The sequence below is a fragment of the Rhodanobacter sp. DHG33 genome (assembly GCF_014843005.1).
Taxonomy (GTDB): Bacteria; Pseudomonadota; Gammaproteobacteria; order Xanthomonadales; family Rhodanobacteraceae; genus Rhodanobacter_A.
The window spans coordinates 105,123-128,249 of the sequence record NZ_JACYXM010000007.1 but is presented as its reverse complement, the minus strand read 5'-3'; the positions used below and the strand labels follow the sequence as shown (position 1 = coordinate 128,249).

Sequence of the window (23,127 nt, the reverse complement as noted above, 5' to 3'; positions counted from 1 at the left end):
CGCGAACGGCATGGCGCGCGCCGGTACGCCCGCCGACATGCCATGGATTTCTCCTGATCGCGGAAACTGCCGACATCGCGTTTGACGGGTTGGATGCGCGCATCCGCCATGTACTTAAAGCTGACCAAGGCGGCACTACTGTCTTTTGAACCATGCTGGCGACATGGTTTCAAGTTATTTCGTTTTAAGTCGTTTACTTGCGTATTGCGGCTCAACGGGTTACATATCCAGCTTCTTGATCCGTCGAAGGGGAATCCCATGCGCCATCCACGAATCGTGGGCCTGCTTGCGTGCAGCCTGCTTGCCGGCAGCATCGGCGCCGCGGTGGCGCAGACGCAGACCCTCGCGGACGGCGTGCAACTGCGCTGGAACGCCGAGCAGTACGGCAACCACCGCTACACCGTCACCGTAGACCGGCCGGCCCCGGCGGTACGGGTGACCATCCCCTGGCACCGGCGCGACCACCATCCCGAAAGCGTCGCTACCCTCGTCGTCGGTCCGGACGGCCAACTGGTCGGCAACGTGGTGCGCGAGCGCATCGACCAGGCCGAAGGCGTGCTGGCGTTCGAGGCAAAGCAGGCCGGCACCTATGCGATCTACTACCTGCCCTATATCGGCAGCGGACGTTCGAACTATCCCACGGTGACATACCGCGCGCCGACGGACACCGCCGATGCGGCTTGGCTGAAGAAGAACGACCTCGACGACACACGGCACGTGGCGAAGCTGCCCCAGGCCCACGTGATCGGCTACGAGGCGGTGGACGATTTCGACGCCTACACCGACATGGAGCGCACCGCCACGCCGGCCGAACTGCAGCACCTGCTGGCGGCGAATCCGGACCGCCCTTGGCTGCTGTTCCCGGAAACGCGCGAACACCCCATCCGCATGTTCACCCAGGTTCCCGATCGCTGGGCCGAGCGCGGCGCAGGCGGCACGCTGACGGATCGCGCCCTGCGCGGCGAATACCTGAGTTTCCAGGTGGGCCTGTGGACGGCGCGCGCAGCGGCGCAGAACGTGCACGTGAGCTTCGACGATCTGCGCGGGCCGGATGGCGCGACTATCCCGGCAGCGCGGCTCACCTGTTTCAACCTCGGCGGCACCGACTACGCGGGCCGGCCGTTCGCCAACCGGCTCGACGTGGCGCAGGGCCACGTACAGCCGCTGTGGATGGGCCTGGATGTTCCCGCGGATGCGAAGCCCGGCACCTACCACGGCACGCTGACGATCAGCACGGATGGCGCGCCGGTGCAGCAGGTTCCGCTAGCGATCACCGTGGATGCGAAGGAAGCGGTGGCGCATGGCGACGACGATCCCTTCAAGCTCACCCGCCTGCACTGGCTCAACTCCACGCTGGCGCAGAACGCCGACCTGGTAAAACCGTTCACCGCCGTGACGGTGCATGGCGCCAAGCTCGGCATCCTCGGCCGCACGGTGACGCTCGCATCCAGCGGCCTGCCGGCACAGATCGACAGCTTCTTCGACGAGCGCATGACCGGCTACACCAAGGCACCGCACGCATTGCTGGCCGCGCCGATGCAGCTGCTGGTACAGGACGCCGGCGGCACGCATGCCCTGAGCGCCTCTGGCTTGCCGGCCGTGGCGGTCGACGGCCCCGGCAAGGTGCACTGGCAGGTGTCGGGCCAGGCCGGCGCACTGAAGGGCGAGGTGACCGCCAGCCTGGAGATGGACGGCACGCTCAGTTACTCCATTGCACTCACCGCCACGCAAGCGGTGAAGCTCGACGACATCCGCCTCGATATTCCGCTGAAGAACGACGTGGCGCAGTACGAGCTCGGCCTCGGTCGTACCGGCTCCGCGGCGCCCGACAGCTTCGCGTGGAAATGGAACGTGCAGAACAACCAGGACGGCGCGTGGATCGGTGCGGTGAACGCCGGCCTCGAGTTCCACCTGCGCGACGAGAACTACCGCCGCCCGCTCAACACCAACTTCTACCACCAGCAGCCGCTGCTGATGCCGGCCTCGTGGGACAACGCCGGGCAGGGCGGCGTCACGTTCGCACGCGACGGTGCGCGCTACGTGGTCAAGGCCTTCAGCGGCCCGCGCACGATGGCGGCGGGGCAGACGCTGCACTACGACCTCGTGCTGCGCGTGACGCCGTTCAAGACCATCGATCCGCCGCAGCATTTCGCCGAACGCTACTTCCACAAGTACGCCGACCTCGACGAGATCAAGGCCGAGGGCGCCAACGTGGTGAACATCCACCACGCCACGCCGATCAACCCGTGGATCAATTACCCGTTCCTCACCGTGCCGGCCATGCGCAGCTACGTCGATGCGGCCCATCAGCGCGGCATGGAGGTGAAGATCTACGACACCATCCGCGAGCTCACCGACCGCGCCCCCGAGCTGCCGGCGCTGGAAAGCCTCACCGGCTGCCGCATCGGTGCCGACGGCAACGCTGCGCAAGGGCCGTGCAGCGAGATCATCAGCCCCGGCAAGGGCGGCGGCTTCTCGTGGCTGCAGGAGCACCTGGACGGCAACTACATCGCCGCCTGGCACGTGCCGGAGAACCGCGATGCCGCGGTGATCGACGCCGGCCAGAGCCGCTGGCACAACTTCTACGTCGAAGGGCTGGACTGGCTGGCGCGCAACGTTGGCATCGACGGCCTCTACCTCGACGACGTGGCCTACGACCGCACCACCATGATGCGTGTGCGCAAGGTGCTGGACGCGCATCGTCCGCATGCGCTGATCGACCTGCACTCCGCCAGCCAGTTCGATGCGCGCGACGGCTACATCAACAGCGCGCTGCTCTACATGGAGCTGTTCCCGTACATCAACCGCCTGTGGTTCGGCGAGGAGTTCGACTACGAACACACCTCGCCGCAGTACTGGCTCACCGAGATCTCCGGCATTCCCTATGGCCTGATGGGCGAGATGCTGCAGAACGGCGGCAACCCCTGGCGCGGCATGGTGTTCGGCATGACCAACCGCCTGCCGTGGACCGGCGGCGACCCGCGGCGCCTGTGGCAGCTGTGGGATGCGTTCGGCATCGAGAAGGCCGACATGATCGGCTGGTGGGTGCACGACACGCCGGTGAAGACCGACAACGCCAACGTGCTTGCCACCAGCTACGTGCGCAAGGGCGACAAGACCCTGGTGTCCATCGCCTCGTGGGCACCGCAGCAGGTCAGTGTGAAACTGCGCATCGACTGGAAGGCCCTGGGCCTGAACCCGTCGCGCGTCCGGCTGGTGGCGCCCGCGGTGGAGAGCTTCCAGCCTGCCGCCACGTTCAAGCCGGGCGATGCGATTCCGGTGGAGCCGGGCAAGGGCTGGCTGCTGGAACTGGAGGCGCAGCCGGCGTCGGGTGCCTGACGGGCGGGGATGACGTTCGGCATCTGTCGCGGGACGGCGCCCAGGACTAGCGTGGCGCCTACCCCGTGCCGCCGCGTCCGCACGATGGACGCGGCGTTTCGTTGGCACGGGTATCCGATCGATTGTCCTCGACTTGCCGCAAGGGAGCTTCGCCGTGTCCGGTTCGCGCTGCTGCAGACTCTGTTTGGCCCTGGCTGCCGCCCTGGGCATCAACACCGCCATTGCCGGCACGGCCACGCCGCCGGTGCTGGCCGCGCCGCAAATCTTCGCGCCGGGCATCGTCTCCGGACCGGCCAACGATGAGGCACCCGCCTTCAGCCCCGACGGCGACACGCTGCTCTTCACCCGCAGCGGCGCCGGCGGCGGCATCATCATGGAATCGCATCGCCTGGACGGCCGCTGGTCCGCGCCGGCGATGGCCTCGTTCTCCGGTGCCTGGCCGGATCTGGCGCCGGAGTTTTCGCCGGATGGTTCGTACGTGGTCTACGTGTCGATCCGCCGCAGCAACACCACGCCGGCGCACCAGCAGGTGGGCCTGTGGCGCGTGAACCGCGAGGGCCGCGATGGCTGGGGCAAACCGCAGCGCCTGCCGGATGCGGTCAACATCAGCGACGGCGTGTGGAAAGCCAGCATGACGCGCGACGGCAGCATCTATTTCCTGTCGATCGATCCCGGCAAGGGCAAGCGCCTGTACGTGTCGCACTACGCGCAGGGCGCCTACCAGCCGGCGCAGCCGCTGCCCTTCAGCCACTACGGCGACAACGACGTGGACCCGGAGATCGCGCCGGACGGTTCGTACATGGTGTTCGCCAGCGACCACCGCCTGCCCGGCGACAGCAAGGACCACCTGTTCATCGTGTTCCGCGAAGGCGATGGCTGGGGTACGCCACAGGCCATCCGCTACGCCGGCGACGATGCTCCCGCCTTCAGCACCGACTACCTGCCGCACCTGGGACCGGACCAGAGCACGCTGTACTTCACCAGCGACCGCAGCCTGCCGGTGGCGCACTATCCGCACACGCCGGCACAGGCGGCCGACTACCTGCAGCGCATCGAGCAGTGGGACAACGGCAACCTCAACGCATGGTCGGTGTCGCTGGCGCCGTTGCTGGAGGCGCACGGGCGCGCCGGCTGACAGGCGCCGCGGCGTCGCGCATCGTCGATCGTCGCGCACGGAGGTTCTATCCTCCCTGCATCGACCCCGGAAGGATGCACCAGGCCATGCGCGGCTCCCACGTCCCCGAAGCGCCGGCTGCGGACACGCAGGACTGGATCAAACACGGCACCCCCGCGTTCCGCCGCACCAACCTCGCGCTGTTCGCCGCGGGCCTCGCCACCTTCGGCCTGCTGTACTGCGTGCAGCCGCTGATGCCGGAATTCAGCCGCGACTACGGCGTGAGCGAGGCGGGCGCGGCGATGTCGCTGTCGCTCACCACCGGTGTGCTGGCGTTCGCGATGCTGTTCGCCGGCGGCCTGTCCGATGCATGGGGACGCAAGCCGGTGATGGTGGCCTCGCTGCTGTCCTCGGCGGTGCTGGTGCTGGCCAGTGCGGCGATGCCGGACTGGCCTTCGCTGCTGGTGGTGCGCACTCTGCTCGGACTCACGCTGAGCGGCCTGCCCGCGGTGGCAATGACCTACCTCAGCGAAGAAATGCACGCCGACTCCATCGGCCTCGGCATGGGTCTCTACATCAGCGGCAGCGCGGTGGGCGGCATGGGCGGCCGGCTGGTGGCCGGCGTGCTCGACGACTTCTTCGGCTGGCGCACGGGCGTGGCCGTGGTGGGCGTGATCGGCCTGGTCTGCGCGTTGGCGTTCTGGCGTGCGCTGCCGCCGTCGCGGCGTTTCGTGCGCCAGCCCTGGAACGCACGTGCGCTCGCTTCGCGTTTTGCCGGCATGTTCCGCGACCGCGGCCTGCCGTGGCTGTTCGTCGAAGGCTTCTTGCTGCTGGGTGCCTTCGTCACCGTCTACAACTACCTCGGCTACCGCCTGCTGGCGCCGCCGTACAACCTCAGCCAGGCGGTGGTGGGGCTGATCTTCGGCATCTACCTGATCGGCACCTTCAGCTCGGCGTGGATGGGTTACCTCGCCGGCAAACTGGGGCGGCGCAAGGTGCTGTGGACGGCGCTCGCGCTGATGCTGGCGGGCGTGCTGCTGACGTTGGCCGCGTCGCTGTGGCTGATCGCGCTGGGCATCGTGGCGATCACCTTCGGCTTCTTCGGCGGCCACTCCATCGTCAGCAGCTGGGTGGGGCGGCGCGCGGGCGCGGCCAAGGCGCAGGCCTCGTCGATGTACCTGTTCTGCTACTACATGGGCTCCAGCGTGGCGGGCGCCAGCGGCGGCCTGTTCTACGCCGCGCACGGCTGGAACGGCGTGGCCGCGTTCACCGGGGCGCTGGTGCTGGCGGGGCTGGTGATCGCGCTGGGCCTGGTGCGGCTGCAGCCGCTGGCGAACGTCGCCACGCCGCCGACGCCGATGAGCAAGGGCGCGATGGGCTGATGCGCTCCCGCGGGAGCGCATTGTGCCGTCCTTGCCGGTGCGTTACTGCACCGCGGGCTTGAGCATGCCCTTCACCTGGTCGTAGTCGCCGTCGTTCCGGTCGGCGGGGATGCCGAGCAGGTGGGTCATCAGCGGATAGACGTCCACGTTCGGGAATTCCGGATAGCGCAGGCCGGCCTGGAACGCCGGGCCGTGCGCGATGAACAGTGCGCGCATGCGCGGGTCGGCATTGTCGTAGCCGTGCTCGCCGATGCTGATGTGGCCCTTGTGCTTGGCCAGGCGCTCGGTGGTGGTGATGCGCCAGCCCACGTCGGCCAGGCACACCAGCTGCGGCACGCGCGGGTTGCTGCCGTAGTGCAGGCGGGCCGGGATGCGCGTCTTGTCCCAGCACTGCATGTGCTGCTGCGGCTGCTCCAGCGTGTGCTCAATCGCGGCGAAGTCGTAACCCGGCTTCGGGTTGAAGCCGGCCACGATGTCGAGGCTGACGGTGTTCACTTCGTCCAGCGGAATCAGCTTGTCGATCAGCACGCTGTTCGGCAGCGGGTTGCTGGCCATGCCGTGGTCGGCGAGCACGATGATGTTCATCCGGTCGAACAGGCCGCGCTGCTGCAGCCCCGCCACCAGGCGCGCCAGCGCGGCGTCGGTGTCGCGCAGCGCCTGGTTCACCTCGGGCGAATCCGGGCCGTGGTTGTGGCCGGCATGATCGACCGCATCGAAATAGAGGGTGAGGAACGTCGGCCGCTGGCCGGCCGGCAGGTCGAGCCACGCCAGCACCTGGTCCACGCGCTGGTCCGGCGTCACGTCGCCGTTGTACGGCATCCAGTAATCCGGGTGCCTGCCGTGGATGTCGGCCTCGGCGCCGGGCCAGAACATGGTGGCGGTGCGCAGGCCGTGCGCGTCGGCGTCCTCCCAGATCGGCGCGCCGCCGTCCCACCAGTGGCCGTCGCTCACGGCCTTGCGGTTGCTCAGCGTGAACTTGCCGAGCACCGGGTCGACCATGGTGTTGTTGACGATGCCGTGGTGGTCCGGGTACAGGCCGGTGACCAGCGTGTAGTGGTTGGGAAAGGTCAGCGAGGGGAACGAGGGCTGCATCGCGTCGGCGTGCACGCCGCTCTGCGCCAGCGCCGCCAGGGTGGGCGTGAGACCGCGGTCGATGTAGTCCGCGCGGAAGGCATCGATGGAAACCAGCAGCAGCGGCGCGGGTTGTGCGGCCCCGGCGGCCTGCGCCGGCGTGGCGGGCGGGGTGGGTTGCGTGGCGCAACCGGCGCTGAATGCGATAACGGAAACCAGGAACAGGCGTGACAGGAGGTTCATGCGGATGCCATACGATGCGAATACCTCCCCCAATGATCGCCCAGAACCATGACTACCGCATGTTTCTTTCGTAGTGGGGCCCTGCTGCTGGCCGGCCTGCTGGCGGTTGCCGGCGCGGCATCGGCGCAGACCACGACCCCGGCCAACGCGCGCTTCCAGCAGACCGCGCAACAGCAGCAGGTGAACGACCAGGTGCAGAAGAACCAGCAGCAGGCCCAGCAGCGCCAGAACGTGTCGAACATGGCGCAGCAGCCGCTGGCGCAGGGTTCGGACGCGCGCACCCAGATGCAGCAGGCCGACCAGGCGCAGCAGCAGCGCGACAACGCGCGGCAGCAGGATCAGGTCAACCAGTACCGCGATGCAGCTTCGTCTGGGGCGTCGTCGCAGAATGGCCACTGAGCGGCGTCGGGGCGAACAGGTCGCCGTCGGCGACCTGCGCCTCCATCGCTAGCAGGAAATGCTTCACCGGCAGGCCGCCGCCGAAGCCGGTGAGGCTGCCGTTGGCGCCGATCACGCGGTGGCAGGGCAGCACGATGGGCAGCGGGTTGCGGCCGTTTGCGGCGCCCACCGCGCGCATCGCCTGCGGCTGGCGGATACGCCGCGCCATTTCGCCGTAGCTGATCGTGGCGCCGTAGGGGATGTTCGCCAGCTCGTGCCACACCGAAAGCTGGAACGGCGTGCCCACGGGGTGCAGCGGCAGCGAAAACGTCTGCCGTGCGCCGGCGAAATATTCCTCCAGTTGCACGCGGGCGAAGGCGAGCTTGCCCGGGTCGTGCACCCAGCTCGGGTCGGGCGACTTCTGGTGCTTGCCGCCCTCGAACCACACCTCGCGCAGGCCCTTGGCATCGGCCACCAGGCGCAGCAGGCCGATGGGCGTGGGCAGTTCGTCGTACCAGATGGTTTCCTGGGTCTTCATAGGTCGGCTCCCTTGCGTTTTGTGCGGGGTGTCGGCGCGGCGTCACTGCTGGCGCGCCACAGATGGATCACGGCATAGGCGCGCCACGGCCGCCATGCTTCGGCGAGCGCGTTCAGCGCCTTGGTACTGAGCGCATCGCCGCTGCCTGCCGCGGCGCGACGCAGGATCAGGTCGGCGGCGGGGAAGGCGTCGGGGTGGCTCAGTGCGCGCATCGCCATGTAATGCGCCGTCCACTCGCCGATGCCCGGCAGTGCGACCCAGCGCGCCACGAATTCGTCCAGCGGCTGCTCCGCGCGGAAATCCACGCGGCCATCGAGCAGGGCGCGCGCCACGCCGCGTATCGTTTCGGCACGCGCGGTGGTCACGCCCAGCGCGCGCAGGTCGGCATCCGCCAGCGCTTCGGGTGTGGGGAACAGGCGGTCCAGTCCGGGCAACGGCGCCGCGGCTAGTGCCATGCCATGACGCTGCACGAGACGCGTGGCCAGCGTGCGCGCTGCAGCCACGCTCACTTGCTGGCCGAGGATGGCGCGCACCGCGATCTCGAAACCATCCCAGCTGCCCGGCAACCGTAGGCCCGGACGCTTGCGTAGTAGCGGGCGCAACGTGGTCTCGCTGCGCAAGGCATCGGCTATCGCGCGCGGATCCGCATCCAGGTCGAACAGCCGGCGCACGCGCGACACCACGCCTTGGATCTGCGCTGGGTGCGGACAGTGCAGTTCCAGCTTCAGCGCATGCTCGCTGCCGGGCCATGCGGAGACGCGCAGCCAACCCGGCGCGTCGGCTGGGCCGAACACGCGCGCATAAGTGGTGTCGTCCACCTGCTCGATACCGGGCAGCGCGCGGCCGCGCAGGAAGTCGAGCAGCGAGGCGAAATCGAACGGCGGCCGGTATGCCAGTCGCAGCGTCAGCGCATCGCTTTTCGCCGCGCGCGGCTGGCGGCGCAGTTCGCGCGGTGCGATGTGGTTTGCCTGCGCGAACGCGGCATTGAAACGACGCAGACTGCGGAAGCCCGACGCCAGCGCGACCTCCGTCACCGGCATCGCCGTCTCGGTCAGCAACTGCTTCGCGAACAGCAGGCGGCGCGTGGTGTGCACGCTCATCGGCGGCGCGCCCAGCCGTTCGGTGAACAACCGGCGCAACTGCCGCGCACCCACGTTGACGCGCGCGGCGAGCTGCTCCAGCGAACCTTCATCCAGCGCGCCGTGTTCGATCAGCTTCAGCGCCCGCGCCACCACATGGTCGCCGCGCTGCCACACGTCGTTGCCCGGCGACAGCTCCGGACGGCAGCGCAGGCAGGGCCGGAAACCGGCCGCTTCCGCCGCCGCCGCACTGGCGTAATAGCGCACGTTCTCCCGCTTCGGCGACGGCGCGGGACACACCGGCCGGCAATAGATGCCCGTGCTGCGCACGGCGGTGAAGAACAGCCCGTCGAAGCGCGCATCGCGGCTCAGCCGCGCCTGTTCGCAGGTGCGCGCATCGGGCAGGGTGGTGGCGAGGTAATCGTTCATGACTGCAGGCTAGCACCGCCATCCCGGCGAAACTCGCCGTTTTCGGACATCTATGACATGGGTCCGCCGCCCCACCCAGGCAACCCTTGTCCAGGCCTTGTCGCTACTGGATTCCGGCCTGCGCCGGAATGACGAGCAAGACATGCAGAGCGAAGCGCCCCAGGGTCTTGCCCTCAGTTCCCAAATGTTTCCCTCAGTTCCCAGATACGGCGAGGTGTGGCCGCTGTGCAGGACGTGTCGCCGAGCGTAGTTCCAATGTCCTCGACACCGCCCGCTTGTAGTTCCGGCGGATTACACAAGGCCATTTCTCTGGGTTACTTCTCTTTGGGCCAGCAAAGAGAAGTAACTCGGGCGCCGGCAGGCGACCGAAACCGCTCTGTCGCTTGCAACAAGACACAAAAATTCACATCGCCCTGCGGAAAACGAATCGAAGTTTCGAACACCTCAAGCACCACAACGATTCCCCCTCCACATTGACACCCGCTCCAAACTGCCAAACGATCCAGTACGGCTCCATCTCCGCGGGATGTACCCATGCCCCACGCACGCCGAAGCACCTACCCCTCACGCACCTCCCTGCTGGCCACCTTGCTGGCGGCCTGCCTGTCGCTCCCCTTCAGCGCGGCCATCGCGAAACCGGCAACGCAGAAATGGGTCGCCACCTGGGGCCAGTCGATGACCTCGAACTACGTGCAGATCACCGGTAGCGATGGCAAGCCCGCATTGGACGCCTACGGCCAACCGCTGGACCAAGTTGCCACCGTTGAGCACGTGACCCTGCGCCAGGCCGTAAACGTCAGCACCGGCGGCGAACGCGTGCGCATCCGCCTGTCGAACTACTATGGCCGCACACCTCTTATCGTCAGCGCCGCGCGCATCGCCCTCGGTGCTAGCCAAGCCAATGACCTATCGGCGATCGAACCAGTCAGCGACAAGAAACTGAGCTTCGACGGCGGCAAGCCGTCCATCACCCTCGCGCCCGGCAGCGAAGCCGTCAGCGATCCGGTGGAACTGCATGTACCGGCTCTATCCAACGTGGTGGTCAGCCTCTACTTCGCCGCGCCGACGCAGCTCGCCGACTTCCATCCGATGGAACAGGCCCACACCACCTACGCTGTCGATGGCGACGCCATGCAGCAACCCTCGCTGGCGCAGCAGGCTGCCGCGAAAGCGCTGCCGCACACCAAGGACGACGACCACATCTATCTGCTCGACGCCGTCGAAGTCGAAGTGCCGGCCAGCACCCGCGGCATCGTCGCGTTCGGCGATTCCATCACCGACGGCGCCCTCGCCAGCGCGCCCACCGCCTCCTGGCCGGCCGTGCTCGCGCGCGTCGCCCAACAGAAGGGTGAAGCGGCCGCCGTGGTGAATGCCGGCATCAGCGCCGACGAACTCACCACCGACCAGATCGGCTCACCCGGCGCCGGCACCTCCGGCCTCAAGCGCTACCTGCGCGACGTGGTCGACCGCCCCGGCGTCACCGACGTGGTCGTGCTGTTCGGCGCCAACGACATCAATCGCGGCATCGACGCCGCCGGTTATCCCAACGGCGCCTCGGCCGGCGACCTCATCGCCTCCATGCGCATGCTGGCCGACGTCGCTCACCGGCATCACCTGCGCATCTATGCCGCCACGGTCACGCCGTTCGCCGGCTTCCCCGGCTGGTACAGCCCGCAGCGCGAGGCCGTGCGGCTGCAGGTCAACCAGTGGATACGCCACTCGGGCGCGTTCGATGGCGTGGTCGATTTCGCCGACGGAGTGGCGGGCACGTATGCGCCGCCGCCGCTGGTCGCGAAACAGTCCCCGCTGCCGGTAGGCATGGCCACCGTCTGCGCGGGTGACGCGGGCCTGCATCCCAACGATCGCGGCTACGCCGTCATGGGCACGCTGGCCTACGACGCGCTGTTCCATGCGAAGCTGCAAGCGCCGCAGGGCTGCCATTGAGATCGTGCCGTTTCGGACATTCCTCGTGCGACTAGTTGTTCGAGTTCCGACGGCGCACGCAAGGATTGCCTGCTCCCACCCAGGTGGCGTAGCTTCCGCGCATTCCGGATGACTGCAGGGATGCCATGAACCGTTCATTCGTCGCCGCGTGCATCCTGTGTTGCAACGTGGCCTTTGCCGCCGAGGGCACCGGGCACGTGCCCGATGCGTGGAAGGTGACTGGCAGCGACCGCCAGCACTACGCAGTGGATGGATCGGGCGACGTGACCAGCGACTCCGGCGCAACGGTCACAGTGACGGGACGCGACGCCGATCCCGCGAAGTTCGGTAGCTCGCTGGCTGCCCGGGATGCCACGGCGTATCGCAACTACACGCTCGCACTTTCCGCCGATCTCGATACACGCGACGTGGCGCGCGGTGCAGAGATATGGATGCGTGCGGAAGACGCTGCCCACAAGGCGGTGGCTTTCGCCAGCTCTCAGCGGATGCCTGTGTTCGGCACGGTGTCGGGTGCGCATCGCGAGGTGCGGATCGACGTGCCGGCGACTGCTGCGCGCGTGGTGTTCGGCACGATGCTCAATGGCAACGGCGAAGTCGTCGCCAGGCATTTCCGGCTCGTGGTTGCCGGAAAGCCCGATGCTGCCGTGGTAGCGCCGGAAGCCGTGCTCGATGCCGCGATCCACATCGTGCGTACACACGCACTGCATGCGCGCGACATCGACTGGGAACAGCTGATACCCGCGTTGCATGCCATGTCCAGGGAGGCGAAGTCCCCGGCGGATGTCCACCCGGTCATCCGCTCCCTGCTGGCGAAGCTGGGCGACCACCATAGTTTCCTGATGGAGCGAGGGGATGTTCGTCAGGATCGTACCCAGGGCGGGGCGACATCGCTTTCCGCTGTCCGATTGCAGCCGGGTGGTATCGGTTACATCGAGATGCCGGGCTACAGCGGCATGAATGCGGATGCGAGCCACGCCTTCGTGGGTGACATGCTGGACGCCATCGCCAAGCTGGCGCCACAGGCACGATGCGGCTGGGTCGTCGATCTTCGCGGCGATACGGGCGGCAACATGCATCCGATGCTGGCGGGGCTACGCCCCTTGCTTGGCGATGGGGCGCTCGGTGGTTTCCGCTATGCCGACGGGCACCTGGACAGCTTTGCGGCGTCCAACCCGCTCGACCCGGCATCGCCGCAGGTGCCAGCGCTGGAACATGCCGCGGTGGCCGTGCTTTACGGACCGCACACGGCCAGCTCCGGCGAAGTGGTGGCCGTGGCCTTCCGTGGGCGCCCCGACACGCGATCGTTCGGTCAGCCCACGGCCGGACTCAGCACGGGTAATGCCGGTTTCGCGCTGCCCGACGGCAGCAAGATTTTCCTGACGACCGCCGTCGACGTGGATCGCACGGGGCAGGTCTATGGCGGCAAGCTGCAGCCGGACGTGCCGGTAACCACCTCCGATGCCGAGGGAGATGCGACGCTTGCGGTAGCCCAGGCATGGCTGCAGCAAAAGCCGGGTTGCCATCGCTGAGCCGGCACGGGTCACATGATCCGTGGCGCGTGTCGCGTCACGCGCCGCGCCTTCTCCCCACCATGCTCGCCAACACCCCGTCGCGCCGGATCAGCCCGTGGTACAGCGCCGCCGCCATATGCGCGAGGAAGGTGAGGAACAGCAGCATCGCCAGCCAGCTGTGCAGGTGACGCAGGATGGCGAAGGCCGTCGGGCTGGTGGGGAAGATCGGCGGCAGTCGCAGCGCATCGCTCAGCATCACCGGATAACCGCCGGCCGAGAGCATTGCCCAGCCCACCAGCGGCATCGCGATCATCAACGCGTAGAGCAGCCAGTGCGAAGCGTGCGCCGCCAGTTTCTGCAGCACGGGCAGATCCGCCGGCAGCGGCGGTGGCGGATAGCGCAGGCGCACGGCCAGCCGTACCACCGCCAGCAGCAGGATCGCGATGCCCAGCGGTTTGTGGATGCGCAACAGCCACGCGTGGCGCTCGGATACCGACGCCACCATGCCGACACCAATGAACAGCATGGCAAGAATCATCGCCGCCATCAGCCAATGCAGGATGCGGGCGGGCAGGGCGAACAGACCGGTGGTGTTTTTCATCGCTGCGTCTCCGGCGGCGTGGTCGCCGAGGGGCGGGCGCTGCCCGGCAGGTGCGCTTCCTCGCTGGTGCGGCGCAAGTAGGAGTCGGCATAGGCCGCCGAGCGCGCAGGCAATAGCGGGTCGTCGGAGGGTGCGATGCCGTTCGGCAGCACCGTCGGGTCGTAGTTGATGTCGCGGCACGGGCCGCTGTCCTGCGCTTGCTCGCTGTCGACGACCAGCGTGCCGGCGTCGATGATCTGGCGATCGGCCGGCCAGGTCTTGGTGGCGTCATCCGTGGGGTCGCCCGGGTTGGCCAGCGTCACCAGCAGCTTCCACTGCAGCGGACCATGCGCAAGGCGCTGGTGCAGATCGGCCGCGAGATAGTCGACGTCGCTTGCCGGTGCGGCAGCGTCGTCACTCGCAGACTGCGGCACCATCTGCCAGCGCACCGCATGGCGCTGGCCATCCGGCCCAGTGAACACGAAGGCATCGAGGCTCCAATAGCTTTCGGTGGCGAAGCTGGCCGAGGGTTTCGCGGTTTTCGCCCAGGCGCGAAAGGCCGCCGTTTCCGGGTGCGCGGCGAAGAACGCCGCCACCTTCTGCGGATCGGGCTTGCCGGTGGCCGGGTCAGGCTGCTGCGCCTGCAGCTGTGCGTAGAACGCCTGCGGCGTCGCCACCGGAAACACCGGCATGCTGTTCATGCCGGTGCGCCACTGCTGGCCGTTCGCCAGCGCAAAGCGCAACGCCATGCTGCGGATGGGGATGCTGCTGTCCGGCGCATACGGGTTGCTGCCCGGTATCGCAAAGCGGCCCACCACCGGCGTGCGCTGCCCCGGTGCGAACACCTGCGCCACCGAGTACGGCGCGGCCTGTCCGTTGCTTTCGAAGTACCCGGCCACGCACACGCCCTTGGCGTGGTTGCGCCGGTAGCCGGGATGCACGCCGGCATTGGTCTCGAACTGGTCGACGAGGCGCTTCGGCGTGAGCCGCTGCGGCGCGAGCCAGCCGCCGACGTAGCCGAAGGCCGTCACTGTTACGGCGATAACGGCGACGATCAGCACCCAGGCACCCAGGTGGCGCGGTCGTTTTTGGGACGTCGGTGACTCTGGCATCAGGTGCTCCGGAACAATTGAAATAGCGGCGGGTGTGGCTGGCGCGTGGTGCGCCGACCACGGCTGCTTCCGGGATATTCGTCCGGTCTTCGTCCGGGGTTACCCGCATTATCAAAACATGTCGCTACGCGGAGTGCGCAGTCGGCGCGCGTCACTGACAACCTTCGCATCGCGGTGCTACTGTCATGCCCTTCGTGCCTTGGGGGGAGAGGCGAATCATGTCGACGCATGGACGCACCGCACTGATCGTTGCGCTGGCCTTGGTGGGCATCGCAGGCCTTAGTGCCTTCTGCTGGTTTGTCAGCAGCGAGATGCCGTTATTCCTGACGACGGCCGCCAAGGAAGCGCAACCCGCCGGCTCACGCATACAGCATCCCATCATGCTGCGCAGGCATGCCGGGCCCGCCTTCACTCCCGACGAAGTGCACGCCTTTCTCGCCAAGGTCCGCAGTGCCGAGACCGTCGCCGACCCCTTGCAGCGCTGCCTCAGCTACCCCGATCCGCCGCGCAGCCACTGGTCGCCGGCGGCGGTCGAGGCTTATTGCCAGTACCACCTGCATAAGACGCTCTCGTTCGACGAGGCACGGGCGCTCATCCAGAGCGGACATGCCGCCGAACTCGATCGCCAGCTTGCGCAGGTTCTCCAGGCCCAGCTTACCCGCCCCGACTCGCATGGGTTCTTGGATCACACGTATTTCGCCGCGTTCGAAGACGGTTCTTTAGACGTCCGTGAAACACTCGATGCCTGGAAGCGTGCATCGCCCTCCAGCGCTTTTGCCTATGCCGCCAGTGGTACGGCGTATGTGGCCATGGCCTGGAAGGCGCGTGGCGCCGACTATATAAGCGAGACGCCGCAAAGCAACATCGACGCCATGGATCGCTTGCTGGAGCGGGCCGACACGGATCTGCAGCGCGCGATGGCCTTGAACCCCCAGATCACGCCAACTTATGTCGCGATGATCTATGCCGGTTCGATGAGTCTGGGCAGCGGCTATATGCGTCGTGCAGCGCGCCTTGGTCTTGCAGCGGCGCCCGACAACTATGCCATTTACGGCATGTTGAGCCACGCCGCCGAACCGCGCTGGGGTGGTTCGCTGGCCGCCATGGATCGCGTCGCCCAGCAAGCGCAGGCGCATATAAAGCAGAACCCGTTGCTGGCCATCGTGCTCGCCGCAGGGCCGGCCTACCGATATGACGTGTGCAATTGCGAGTCGTCGGTTGATTGGTCGGCGTACCCCACGGTATTCGACAATGTGGCCAGCACGGCTCTCCTTGGCAGCGCCGGCAAGACCGCCAGTGAGAACGGACACCCCGACCTTGCGGTGGTCTACCTGTCCGAGGTGATGCGCTTTCTGCCGGGCGCACTAGATACGCGCAGGCAGCGGGATAGCAACCTCGTCAGCGTGGACGAATCCCAGATGGCGCTCGACGATGCCAATCGCCTCATCGCCGCCAATCCCATGGACCCGTCCAACTACCAGCTGCGCGGCACCGTCTACATGATGCGGGGGGACAGCCCGAACGCCGAAAAGGACCTTGAGCACGCACTGGCGATGGATCCCGACAACATCGATGTGCTCGGCCCGCTAGGAAGCCTCTACATGGACCAGACGCACGAGTGGGACAAAGCCTGGGACATCACCGACCGCATCATCCGCAAATATCCCGGCAGCCCGGCAGGGTGGGTGATGCGGGCGACCATTCAGGAGACCCAGCCGCGCGCCGGCCTGGAGGACACCTACCAGTATTTTGTGAGGCAATTCGGCAACGACCCCTCCATGCAATGGCAGATCAACCATATGCGCGAACTTCTCGCCAAGTCGCCGCAAAAGGTGGTTGCAGGGCCGGCGCCAAAAAGCCACTAGACGGGGTACCCGCGGGCGCGACCCACGCTCCCCGCAGGTTTTTCCGCCGCTATGCCGCAGCGCGCCTTTTCACGCGCCGGGTGGCTCGCCACAATCGGGTTTTCTCTGGTTTTGCGAGATTGCCATGAACGCCCCCACCCGCATCGACACCACCCGCACCATCCGCGCGCCGCGCGGCACCGAGCTGAGCTGCAAGAGCTGGCTCACCGAGGCGCCGTTCCGCATGCTGCAGAACAACCTCGACCCCGAGGTGGCGGAGAACCCGGCGGAGCTGGTGGTGTACGGCGGCATTGGCCGCGCCGCGCGCAACTGGGAGTGCTTCGACGCCATTCTGCGCAGCCTGCGCGAGCTGGGCGACGACGAAACCCTGCTGGTGCAGTCCGGCAAGCCGGTGGGCGTGTTCCCCACGCACAAGGACGCGCCGCGCGTGCTCATCGCCAACTCCAACCTGGTGCCGGCCTGGGCCAACTGGGAGCACTTCAACGAGCTCGATAAGAAAGGCCTGATGATGTACGGCCAGATGACGGCCGGCTCGTGGATCTACATCGGCTCGCAGGGCATCGTGCAGGGCACCTACGAAACCTTTGTGGAGATGGGCCGCCAGAGCTACGGCGGCAGCCTCAAGGGCAAGTGGATACTTACCGCCGGCCTCGGCGGCATGGGCGGCGCGCAGCCGCTGGCGGCGACGCTGGCCGGCGCGTGCTCGCTGAACATCGAGTGCCAGCAGAAGAGCATCGACTTCCGCCTCAAGACTCGCTACGTGGACGAGCAGGCCACCGACCTCGACGATGCGCTGGCGCGCATCGCCAAGTACACCGCCGCCGGCCAGGCCAAATCCATCGCGCTGCTGGGCAACGCCGCCGATGTGCTGCCGGAACTCGTGCGCCGCGGCGTGAAGCCCGACGCCGTGACCGACCAGACCAGCGCGCACGACCCCGTCAACGGCTACCTGCCGCAGGGCTGGACGCTGGAGCAGTGGGCCGAGCGCCGCAAGAGTGACCCCGCCGGCACCGCCAAGGCCGCCAAGCAATCCATGAAAAAGCACGTGGAGGCCATGCTGGCCTTCCACGCGCAAGGCATCCCCACCTTCGACTACGGCAACAACATCCGCCAGATGGCCAAGGACGAAGGCTGCGCCAACGCCTTCGCCTTCCCCGGCTTTGTGCCCGCCTACGTGCGCCCGCTGTTCTGCCGCGGCGTGGGCCCGTTCCGCTGGGTGGCGCTGTCCGGCGACCCGGAGGACATCTACAAGACCGACCAGAAAGTGAAAGAGCTGATCCCCGACGACCAGCACCTGCACAACTGGCTGGACATGGCCAGGGAGCGCATCAATTTCCAGGGCCTGCCCGCGCGCATCTGCTGGGTGGGCCTGGGCCAGCGCCACAAGCTGGGCCTGGCCTTCAACGAGATGGTGCGCAACGGCGAGCTCAAGGCGCCGGTGGTGATCGGCCGCGACCACCTCGACTCCGGCTCCGTGGCCAGCCCCAACCGCGAGACGGAAGCCATGAAGGACGGCAGCGACGCCGTGTCCGACTGGCCGCTGCTCAACGCGCTGCTCAACACTGCCGGCGGCGCCACATGGGTGTCGCTGCACCATGGCGGCGGCGTGGGTATGGGTTACAGCCAGCACTCCGGTGTAGTGATCGTGTGCGACGGCAGCGCCGAGGCGGACAAGCGGATTGCGCGGGTGTTGTGGAATGACCCGGGTACCGGGGTGATGCGGCATGCGGATGCGGGGTATGAGATTGCTGTGGAGTGTGCGAAGGAGCAGGGGTTGAAGTTGCCGATGCTCTGAGCATCGAAAGGCCAGGCTTGAAGCCTGGCCTCTTTTGGCGGTGGACTTCTTTCTAGAGTGAGGGGGCTTCTCTGGAAGGGGTAAGTGAATCCGACCCCCGTTAGCTTTGGAGGGGAAATGGATAGTGGCTCGGCTCCAAATAAGTATGGTCAATCGAACAAAGGCAGGATTTCCGCCTCAAAAGACACCATATACATGGGGAAGCGGTTTAATTGGGATGAATTTGACCGCGTAAGAAAAGCCATCTGGTATCTAGTTCATCGTGAAAATAAAAAGAGGATCATTCTGGACTTTAAGAAGTCCGATATTATTTATCCGAATGGGATAGTTCCGCTTATTGCACTTGTTCGAACCTATCAGGGTATGGGTGTTGACTTCGTCATTACGCCACCTTTTTCTGTTGATCTCAACAGGCTGATACGGTTTGAGGGGTGGTTTCATGCAATTGATCCCACGCGATTCAATGGGCCAGCGGTTAATGGGTACAACAGCCTTCCACTTCGTCAGTATACCAATGACGATGAGCTAAACTTTTCAGTCAATGAGGCGATTGAGGTCGCTATACGCAATTTGTCGATGGCGAAAAATGTTCCGGCGGCACTGGAGTGGTCGCTAAATGAACTTGCGGGCAACGTTTTGCATCATGCTGAGACGAGCGATGGATTACTTCAAGTAAACACATTTAAAGCAAGCGGAAATCTTTCGCTGATTGTTGTCGATGCGGGGGTGGGGGTTCCTGGGTCGATGATGGCAAGATTTCCCGATCTTCGAAATGATAGGGTTGCGCTAGAGCAGGCGATTCAAAAGGGCGTCACCAGTAAACCGAATTTCGGTCAAGGAAATGGTTTGGCTGGTTGCGTCGCTATTACTCTGGCGTCGAAAGGTCAATTTGCTTTGACCTCAGGTGGCGCTCGAGTGACTGTTATTGATGGGAAAGTGGCTGTTCGTGATTTCTTTCCTCCTCTTGTTGGTACCGTTGTCGAACTTCAGCTGCCAATTTCAGAAGAGATAGATTTGCCGACAGCCCTTTGGGGGCATTCGCCGTCTAGCTATATTGAAGAAAAATTTTCAGGTGATGCAAATACGTTGCGCTTATCTCTAACAGAGTGCGCGCCAACATTCGGTAACAGAGTTACTGGTGAAAAAGTGCGTAATCTGATCGCCAATCTCTTAAAAAGTGATCAATCTGCGGATCTTGAGATTGACTTCTCGGGAGTGAAAATAATTGCTTCATCGTTCGCGGATGAGGTGTTCGGCAAACTTTTTCTTATTCTTGGGCCGCTTGAATTTGGATCGAGGATTCGATACAAAGAGGTGAACGGTACGTGCAAGCAGATAATAAATTCAGCCATAAAGGAAAGGGTTTCTCAGGGGCTTGATGATGTGTGAGCAATAATTTCACAGAAATTAGAGTCCAGAGTATATTTTTGTTGATGTTGAAGCTTTGAGAATTCCACTCTGATCCGGGTTTGCGGCGTAATCTGATCGAGGGATGCAATGGCAATGACTAAGATCAGCATGGATGTAAATGTAGAAGAAGGGTTCTCGACATACGAGCGGAAGCTCTATGCTGAAGTAGATCGCATCCTCTACCAAAACTACCTGTCCCCGCGAACAATCACAGATTTTTGGCAGGGGGATCGTGACGGGGTGGTTCACGGACTAAAGGCGCTCAAGGTGCGCGCCGTTCGCATCATTGTTCTTTCCCATTACGTGGAAATCGACGATGCTCTAGGGATGATCATCTACAGGCGGCTTGTTCCAAAAGGTCGCCGAGCGATCAATGGAAAGGTGGTGCGTGTCATGATCGATGGTATGCACCTTTTGCATAAGCTCGATACGGTGGCGACGTTCCAGAGAGTTTCGAAGGAAACCGTGAATGCGGTTCGCGGTATCAATCAACTTAGAAACACGATGGCTCACCGCCACGGCATGTCACCGATTCCTCTGAAGGATCGCAAGTACAAGGATAAGTACGATATTTTCACGATCAAAGGATTGACGAAGATGAAAGAAGATATGCACGCGATTGATATGGAGCTCCAGCCGAATGTAATGAGGCTTGCGATGGAGCTTGTGAGGGATCAAAAGAACGCAGCTGCTGAGCGCGGGCGTCAAAGCCGAAAACGGTCGACCTAAGAAGAAATGAGGTCAGAGTGTCCTTTTGTTGATATCGACGCTTTGGAAATTTCACTTTGACTCGCGTTTCTACATTCTGCAGTTTGGCGTCGAAATTAGGGTCAGAGTGTACTTTCTATTGATGAGATCTCTCTGAAAATTCTACTCTGGCCCCAATTTCTTTATGACTTCACATGTTATGGAGGCCCGTGATATGACTGGCGCTGAATTGATAGCAGAATTGAAACGTAAGCTATCTGTCAAAACGGATCGTGCGATCGCGCTGCATCTTGGCATGACGGAGATCGCGCTTGGCGGTTGGAAGCGGTCGAATAAGGACCTGACTCCTCGGCAGATTGCTAACGCAATTCAAAAGGCTTCGCGTGTCGCTGTCGAAAAATCACAACGTTCAACCCTCAGGCCAATCGTGGAGTTCTTTCCTATTGATGCTGTGAGGTCGGCTGGCGGAATGAAGTACGAGCTTTTTCCAACTGGAAAAGACGATAACCCCCTGCATGTTCAATTGCGCAATGCGTTGAGCGGAGCCAGGGGCATATACATTTTTTATGATACCCGAGGTCGCGCCATTTATGCTGGAAAAGCTAAAGAACAGTCGTTATGGGGCGAGATGAAGAGCGTGTTCAATCGGGATCGCGATACACAGAAGGTCTATCGAGTTAGTCACCCGGAACGCAGGCAGGCGTTCAAACCTGCTTACGAAAAGCAGCGTCAGCCTAGATCTACACAACTTCGTTTGAGTGACTTGGCTGCTTACGTAAGTGTGTACGAAGTTGATCGGGAAATGATCAACAGTCTCGAAGCTCTATTAGTGCGTGGGTTCGCAAACGACTTACTGAACGTGCGTATGGAGAAGTTCGCTGCTTTGGGCGAAAAGAAATAGAGGCGAAGATTTGGCCAGAGGACGCGAAGGATTAAAGGTGGCACCTTTTGAAAAGAAGGCTAGACATCAGCCTTACCCGACCCTACGTCATCTAACCTCTACACCACCTTCTCCCTGCACCGACAGCCACGCGCTAGCACCTCTGCCATCGTGCCTGCACCCCCACTCCCGGCCATGTGCGCCGCAGGGTGTCGCGGGTGCTACGGGTCGCCTGACTGTCCCACGGAGCTTGCATGGAACGCAGGCGGCCTCACCGATACGGAGATCGTGATGTCCCAGAACCTGATTTCGTTGGCCTTGACCGATGGGCAGCTGGCGGCGGTGGAGGGCGCCTTGACCACGTTGGAGCAGAACCTGGGTGGGTTGATTGCCCTGCAGCCGGGGCAGCGCCGGGCGTTGGCCAAGATGGGCGACAAGTCGGAGGTGTTCTGCCGGCAGACGTTGAAGCTGCTGCAGCAGAATCCGCAGGTGGTGCCGCCCAGCCTCAACCTGACCGAGGCGGCGGCGGACCTGATGGCGTTTGACCAGGTCGGCACTTTCTTGATGCGCCTGACCCGGCTCAGCGAGCGTGCGGAGGACACCTCCACGGCGCTGGGCAGCGACCTGATGAGTTTTGCGCTGGAGGGTTACGGCCTGCTGCGGGTGAGCGGCAAGAACCAGGGGCTGGAAGACCTGCGCCGTGACCTCAGTGCCCGCTTTGCCCGCGGGGCGGCGCGCGGTGTGCCCGAGCCGGTGCAGGGCAACACGCCGGCGTAAGCCCTGACATGTAGGCCCTGCCGCCCGGCGCATGTAGGCAACCGCCGCATGCGCCGGGCTTTTTTGTGCCTGCGGTACGTGCAAGGCGGGGTGTGCCGGGTGCCGAGCTGCCGCGGCCGAGCTTTGAGCTCGGGCGGCCGAGCAAAAAGCTCGGCCGGTGGAGAAAAAAGCTCGGCGGCCCGAGTTATTTGCTCGGCGCGTGCAGCTCTGGGCTCGGCGCGCCGAGCACTTTGCTCGGCCGGTGGAGCGCTGGACTCGGCGGGTCGAGCTTTTTGCTCGGCTGGCCGAGCGCTGAGCTTGGCGGCCCGAGCTTTTTTCTCGGGCGCCCGAGTTGGTGAACTCGGCGTGCCGGGCTTTTTGCTCGGGCCGACGAGCTTTTTGCTCGACGGCCCGAGTTTGGAGGCTGGCTGGTGGGGGCCAGCGACGCGGTTCAGTACGATGGGTGGCTGGGGTCGGGTGGGAGCTGGCTGAGCTGTTCGGCTTGTTCGCTGAGGAAGTACAAGGCGGCGAAGAGGCCTTCGGTGGTGGGGATGTCGAGGGGGCGGCAGCCGGGGTCGAGGGTGTGGCTTTGGTTGTTGGCGTGCAGGTCGCGGAAGGCTTCGCTGTTGGTCAGCACGCGGGCGAGGGCGTGGATGGCGATGGCGAGGCCGGCCAGGGTGGCGGCGTCGTGTTCGTCGGGGTTGGCCTCGGCGCGGGTCCAGTAGGGGCGAGAGAGCGGGTTGGTGGGGCGGGGCGCAGTGGCGTGTGCGGCTGCCGTATGATCGGGGTTAGCCATGGTCAACTCCTTTGAAGTTGGTGGTGGTTAGCGGGTCGTATGGGTGGCTGCCCATGCGGCCCGCGTTGGTTTTGGGGGTGCGGGTTTTCTCTGGCCAGAGGCGAGGGTGCCTTGGCGGTTTTTATACTAGGTGGGGAGGGGGAGAAAATCTGTCAGGTAATGGAATAAATATGTAGGGATGGGATTTTATTTTGTCA

At 64.6% G+C, this 23,127-nt stretch carries 18 protein-coding genes; 12 read left to right on the top strand and 6 right to left on the bottom strand.

Annotation, left to right across the window (positions count from 1 at the left end; genetic code table 11):
* Window positions 1-258 precede the first annotated feature (258 nt).
* From IHE46_RS14675 to IHE46_RS14665, 3 genes are all read left to right on the top strand, one after another.
* Complete coding sequence (locus IHE46_RS14675; protein ID WP_192165405.1) at window positions 259-3,339, top strand: glycoside hydrolase domain-containing protein; 3,081 nt, start codon at window positions 259-261, stop codon at window positions 3,337-3,339.
* A gap of 184 nt (window positions 3,340-3,523) precedes the next feature.
* Entirely contained in the window at window positions 3,524-4,474 is a 951-nt protein-coding gene (locus IHE46_RS14670) for a PD40 domain-containing protein (RefSeq protein WP_192165404.1), read from the top strand.
* 86 nt (window positions 4,475-4,560) lie between these two features.
* Window positions 4,561-5,835 (top strand): MFS transporter, encoded by a 1,275-nt coding sequence (locus IHE46_RS14665; RefSeq protein ID WP_192165403.1) that lies wholly within the window; start codon window positions 4,561-4,563, stop codon window positions 5,833-5,835.
* A 42-nt stretch (window positions 5,836-5,877) separates the two neighbouring features.
* Here the strand turns inward: IHE46_RS14665 and IHE46_RS14660 are convergent, their stop codons facing one another.
* Window positions 5,878-7,149 carry an ectonucleotide pyrophosphatase/phosphodiesterase gene (locus IHE46_RS14660; RefSeq protein WP_192165402.1) on the bottom strand — a complete coding sequence of 424 codons (1,272 nt, stop codon included), beginning with the start codon at window positions 7,147-7,149 and terminating at the stop codon, window positions 5,878-5,880.
* A 48-nt stretch (window positions 7,150-7,197) separates the two neighbouring features.
* Between IHE46_RS14660 and IHE46_RS14655 the strand changes: the two genes are divergently transcribed.
* Window positions 7,198-7,548, top strand: a complete 351-nt coding sequence (locus IHE46_RS14655; RefSeq protein ID WP_192165401.1) for a hypothetical protein — start codon at window positions 7,198-7,200, stop codon at window positions 7,546-7,548.
* On the opposite strand, the gene IHE46_RS14650 is transcribed toward IHE46_RS14655, so the two are convergent.
* Complete coding sequence (locus tag IHE46_RS14650) at window positions 7,493-8,065, bottom strand: methylated-DNA--[protein]-cysteine S-methyltransferase (protein WP_192165400.1); 573 nt, start codon at window positions 8,063-8,065, stop codon at window positions 7,493-7,495. The two genes, IHE46_RS14655 and IHE46_RS14650, sit on opposite strands and share 56 nt — an antisense overlap.
* Window positions 8,062-9,573, bottom strand: a complete 1,512-nt coding sequence (locus IHE46_RS14645; RefSeq protein ID WP_192165399.1) for a DNA-3-methyladenine glycosylase 2 — start codon at window positions 9,571-9,573, stop codon at window positions 8,062-8,064. Before IHE46_RS14645 ends, IHE46_RS14650 begins: the two co-directional genes overlap by 4 nt.
* A gap of 534 nt (window positions 9,574-10,107) precedes the next feature.
* Here IHE46_RS14645 and IHE46_RS14640 point away from each other — a divergent pair.
* Window positions 10,108-11,517, top strand: a complete 1,410-nt coding sequence (locus tag IHE46_RS14640) for a GDSL-type esterase/lipase family protein (protein WP_192165398.1) — start codon at window positions 10,108-10,110, stop codon at window positions 11,515-11,517.
* A 167-nt stretch (window positions 11,518-11,684) separates the two neighbouring features.
* Window positions 11,685-13,046 (top strand): S41 family peptidase, encoded by a 1,362-nt coding sequence (locus tag IHE46_RS17240; RefSeq protein ID WP_192165397.1) that lies wholly within the window; start codon window positions 11,685-11,687, stop codon window positions 13,044-13,046.
* Window positions 13,047-13,083: 37 nt separating this feature from the next.
* Here IHE46_RS17240 and IHE46_RS14630 read toward each other — a convergent pair whose 3' ends face one another.
* On the bottom strand, window positions 13,084-13,629 hold the full coding sequence (locus IHE46_RS14630) for a cytochrome b (RefSeq protein WP_192165396.1): 546 nt from the start codon (window positions 13,627-13,629) through the stop codon (window positions 13,084-13,086).
* Window positions 13,626-14,720, bottom strand: coding sequence for a catalase family peroxidase (locus IHE46_RS14625; protein WP_192165395.1), 1,095 nt, complete (start codon window positions 14,718-14,720; stop codon window positions 13,626-13,628). The genes IHE46_RS14630 and IHE46_RS14625 overlap by 4 nt, the downstream gene beginning before the upstream one ends.
* Window positions 14,721-14,938: 218 nt before the next feature.
* Here IHE46_RS14625 and IHE46_RS14620 point away from each other — a divergent pair, with 218 nt between their 5' ends.
* The 6 genes from IHE46_RS14620 to IHE46_RS14595 all read left to right on the top strand — a co-directional run bounded on the left by IHE46_RS14620 (window position 14,939) and on the right by IHE46_RS14595 (window position 22,155).
* The gene (locus tag IHE46_RS14620; RefSeq protein WP_192165394.1) at window positions 14,939-16,585 is read left to right on the top strand and encodes a DUF4034 domain-containing protein; all 1,647 of its coding nucleotides are present in this window, start codon (window positions 14,939-14,941) and stop codon (window positions 16,583-16,585) included.
* Window positions 16,586-16,709: 124 nt separating this feature from the next.
* Window positions 16,710-18,380, top strand: coding sequence for a urocanate hydratase (gene hutU / locus IHE46_RS14615; RefSeq protein ID WP_192165393.1), 1,671 nt, complete (start codon window positions 16,710-16,712; stop codon window positions 18,378-18,380).
* Between the two features lie 84 nt (window positions 18,381-18,464).
* Window positions 18,465-19,769, top strand: a complete 1,305-nt coding sequence (locus tag IHE46_RS17235; protein WP_192165392.1) for a DUF4325 domain-containing protein — start codon at window positions 18,465-18,467, stop codon at window positions 19,767-19,769.
* A 114-nt stretch (window positions 19,770-19,883) separates the two neighbouring features.
* Complete coding sequence (locus tag IHE46_RS14605) at window positions 19,884-20,519, top strand: hypothetical protein (RefSeq protein WP_192165391.1); 636 nt, start codon at window positions 19,884-19,886, stop codon at window positions 20,517-20,519.
* 193 nt (window positions 20,520-20,712) lie between these two features.
* Complete coding sequence (locus IHE46_RS14600; RefSeq protein ID WP_192165390.1) at window positions 20,713-21,399, top strand: hypothetical protein; 687 nt, start codon at window positions 20,713-20,715, stop codon at window positions 21,397-21,399.
* A gap of 270 nt (window positions 21,400-21,669) precedes the next feature.
* Complete coding sequence (locus IHE46_RS14595) at window positions 21,670-22,155, top strand: hypothetical protein (RefSeq protein ID WP_192165389.1); 486 nt, start codon at window positions 21,670-21,672, stop codon at window positions 22,153-22,155.
* A 430-nt stretch (window positions 22,156-22,585) separates the two neighbouring features.
* Here IHE46_RS14595 and IHE46_RS14590 read toward each other — a convergent pair whose 3' ends face one another.
* Window positions 22,586-22,930, bottom strand: coding sequence for a hypothetical protein (locus IHE46_RS14590; protein WP_192165388.1), 345 nt, complete (start codon window positions 22,928-22,930; stop codon window positions 22,586-22,588).
* Between the last annotated feature and the right edge of the window lie 197 nt (window positions 22,931-23,127).

Excerpts from the sequence above, each read along its gene's own strand:
- IHE46_RS14600 (WP_192165390.1), top strand. The coding sequence starts at position 20,713 with ATGACTGGCGCTGAATTGATAGCAGAATTGAAACGTAAGCTATCTGTC.
- IHE46_RS14655 (WP_192165401.1), top strand. The coding sequence starts at position 7,198 with ATGACTACCGCATGTTTCTTTCGTAGTGGGGCCCTGCTGCTGGCCGGC.
- IHE46_RS14645 (WP_192165399.1), bottom strand. The coding sequence starts at position 9,573 with ATGAACGATTACCTCGCCACCACCCTGCCCGATGCGCGCACCTGCGAA.
- IHE46_RS14625 (WP_192165395.1), bottom strand. The coding sequence starts at position 14,720 with ATGCCAGAGTCACCGACGTCCCAAAAACGACCGCGCCACCTGGGTGCC.
- IHE46_RS14640 (WP_192165398.1), top strand. The coding sequence starts at position 10,108 with ATGCCCCACGCACGCCGAAGCACCTACCCCTCACGCACCTCCCTGCTG.
- IHE46_RS14660 (WP_192165402.1), bottom strand. The coding sequence starts at position 7,149 with ATGAACCTCCTGTCACGCCTGTTCCTGGTTTCCGTTATCGCATTCAGC.
- IHE46_RS14605 (WP_192165391.1), top strand. The coding sequence starts at position 19,884 with ATGACTAAGATCAGCATGGATGTAAATGTAGAAGAAGGGTTCTCGACA.
- IHE46_RS14665 (WP_192165403.1), top strand. The coding sequence starts at position 4,561 with ATGCGCGGCTCCCACGTCCCCGAAGCGCCGGCTGCGGACACGCAGGAC.
- IHE46_RS14630 (WP_192165396.1), bottom strand. The coding sequence starts at position 13,629 with ATGAAAAACACCACCGGTCTGTTCGCCCTGCCCGCCCGCATCCTGCAT.
- hutU (WP_192165393.1), top strand. The coding sequence starts at position 16,710 with ATGAACGCCCCCACCCGCATCGACACCACCCGCACCATCCGCGCGCCG.
- IHE46_RS14595 (WP_192165389.1), top strand. The coding sequence starts at position 21,670 with ATGTCCCAGAACCTGATTTCGTTGGCCTTGACCGATGGGCAGCTGGCG.
- IHE46_RS14675 (WP_192165405.1), top strand. The coding sequence starts at position 259 with ATGCGCCATCCACGAATCGTGGGCCTGCTTGCGTGCAGCCTGCTTGCC.
- IHE46_RS14650 (WP_192165400.1), bottom strand. The coding sequence starts at position 8,065 with ATGAAGACCCAGGAAACCATCTGGTACGACGAACTGCCCACGCCCATC.
- IHE46_RS14620 (WP_192165394.1), top strand. The coding sequence starts at position 14,939 with ATGTCGACGCATGGACGCACCGCACTGATCGTTGCGCTGGCCTTGGTG.
- IHE46_RS14590 (WP_192165388.1), bottom strand. The coding sequence starts at position 22,930 with ATGGCTAACCCCGATCATACGGCAGCCGCACACGCCACTGCGCCCCGC.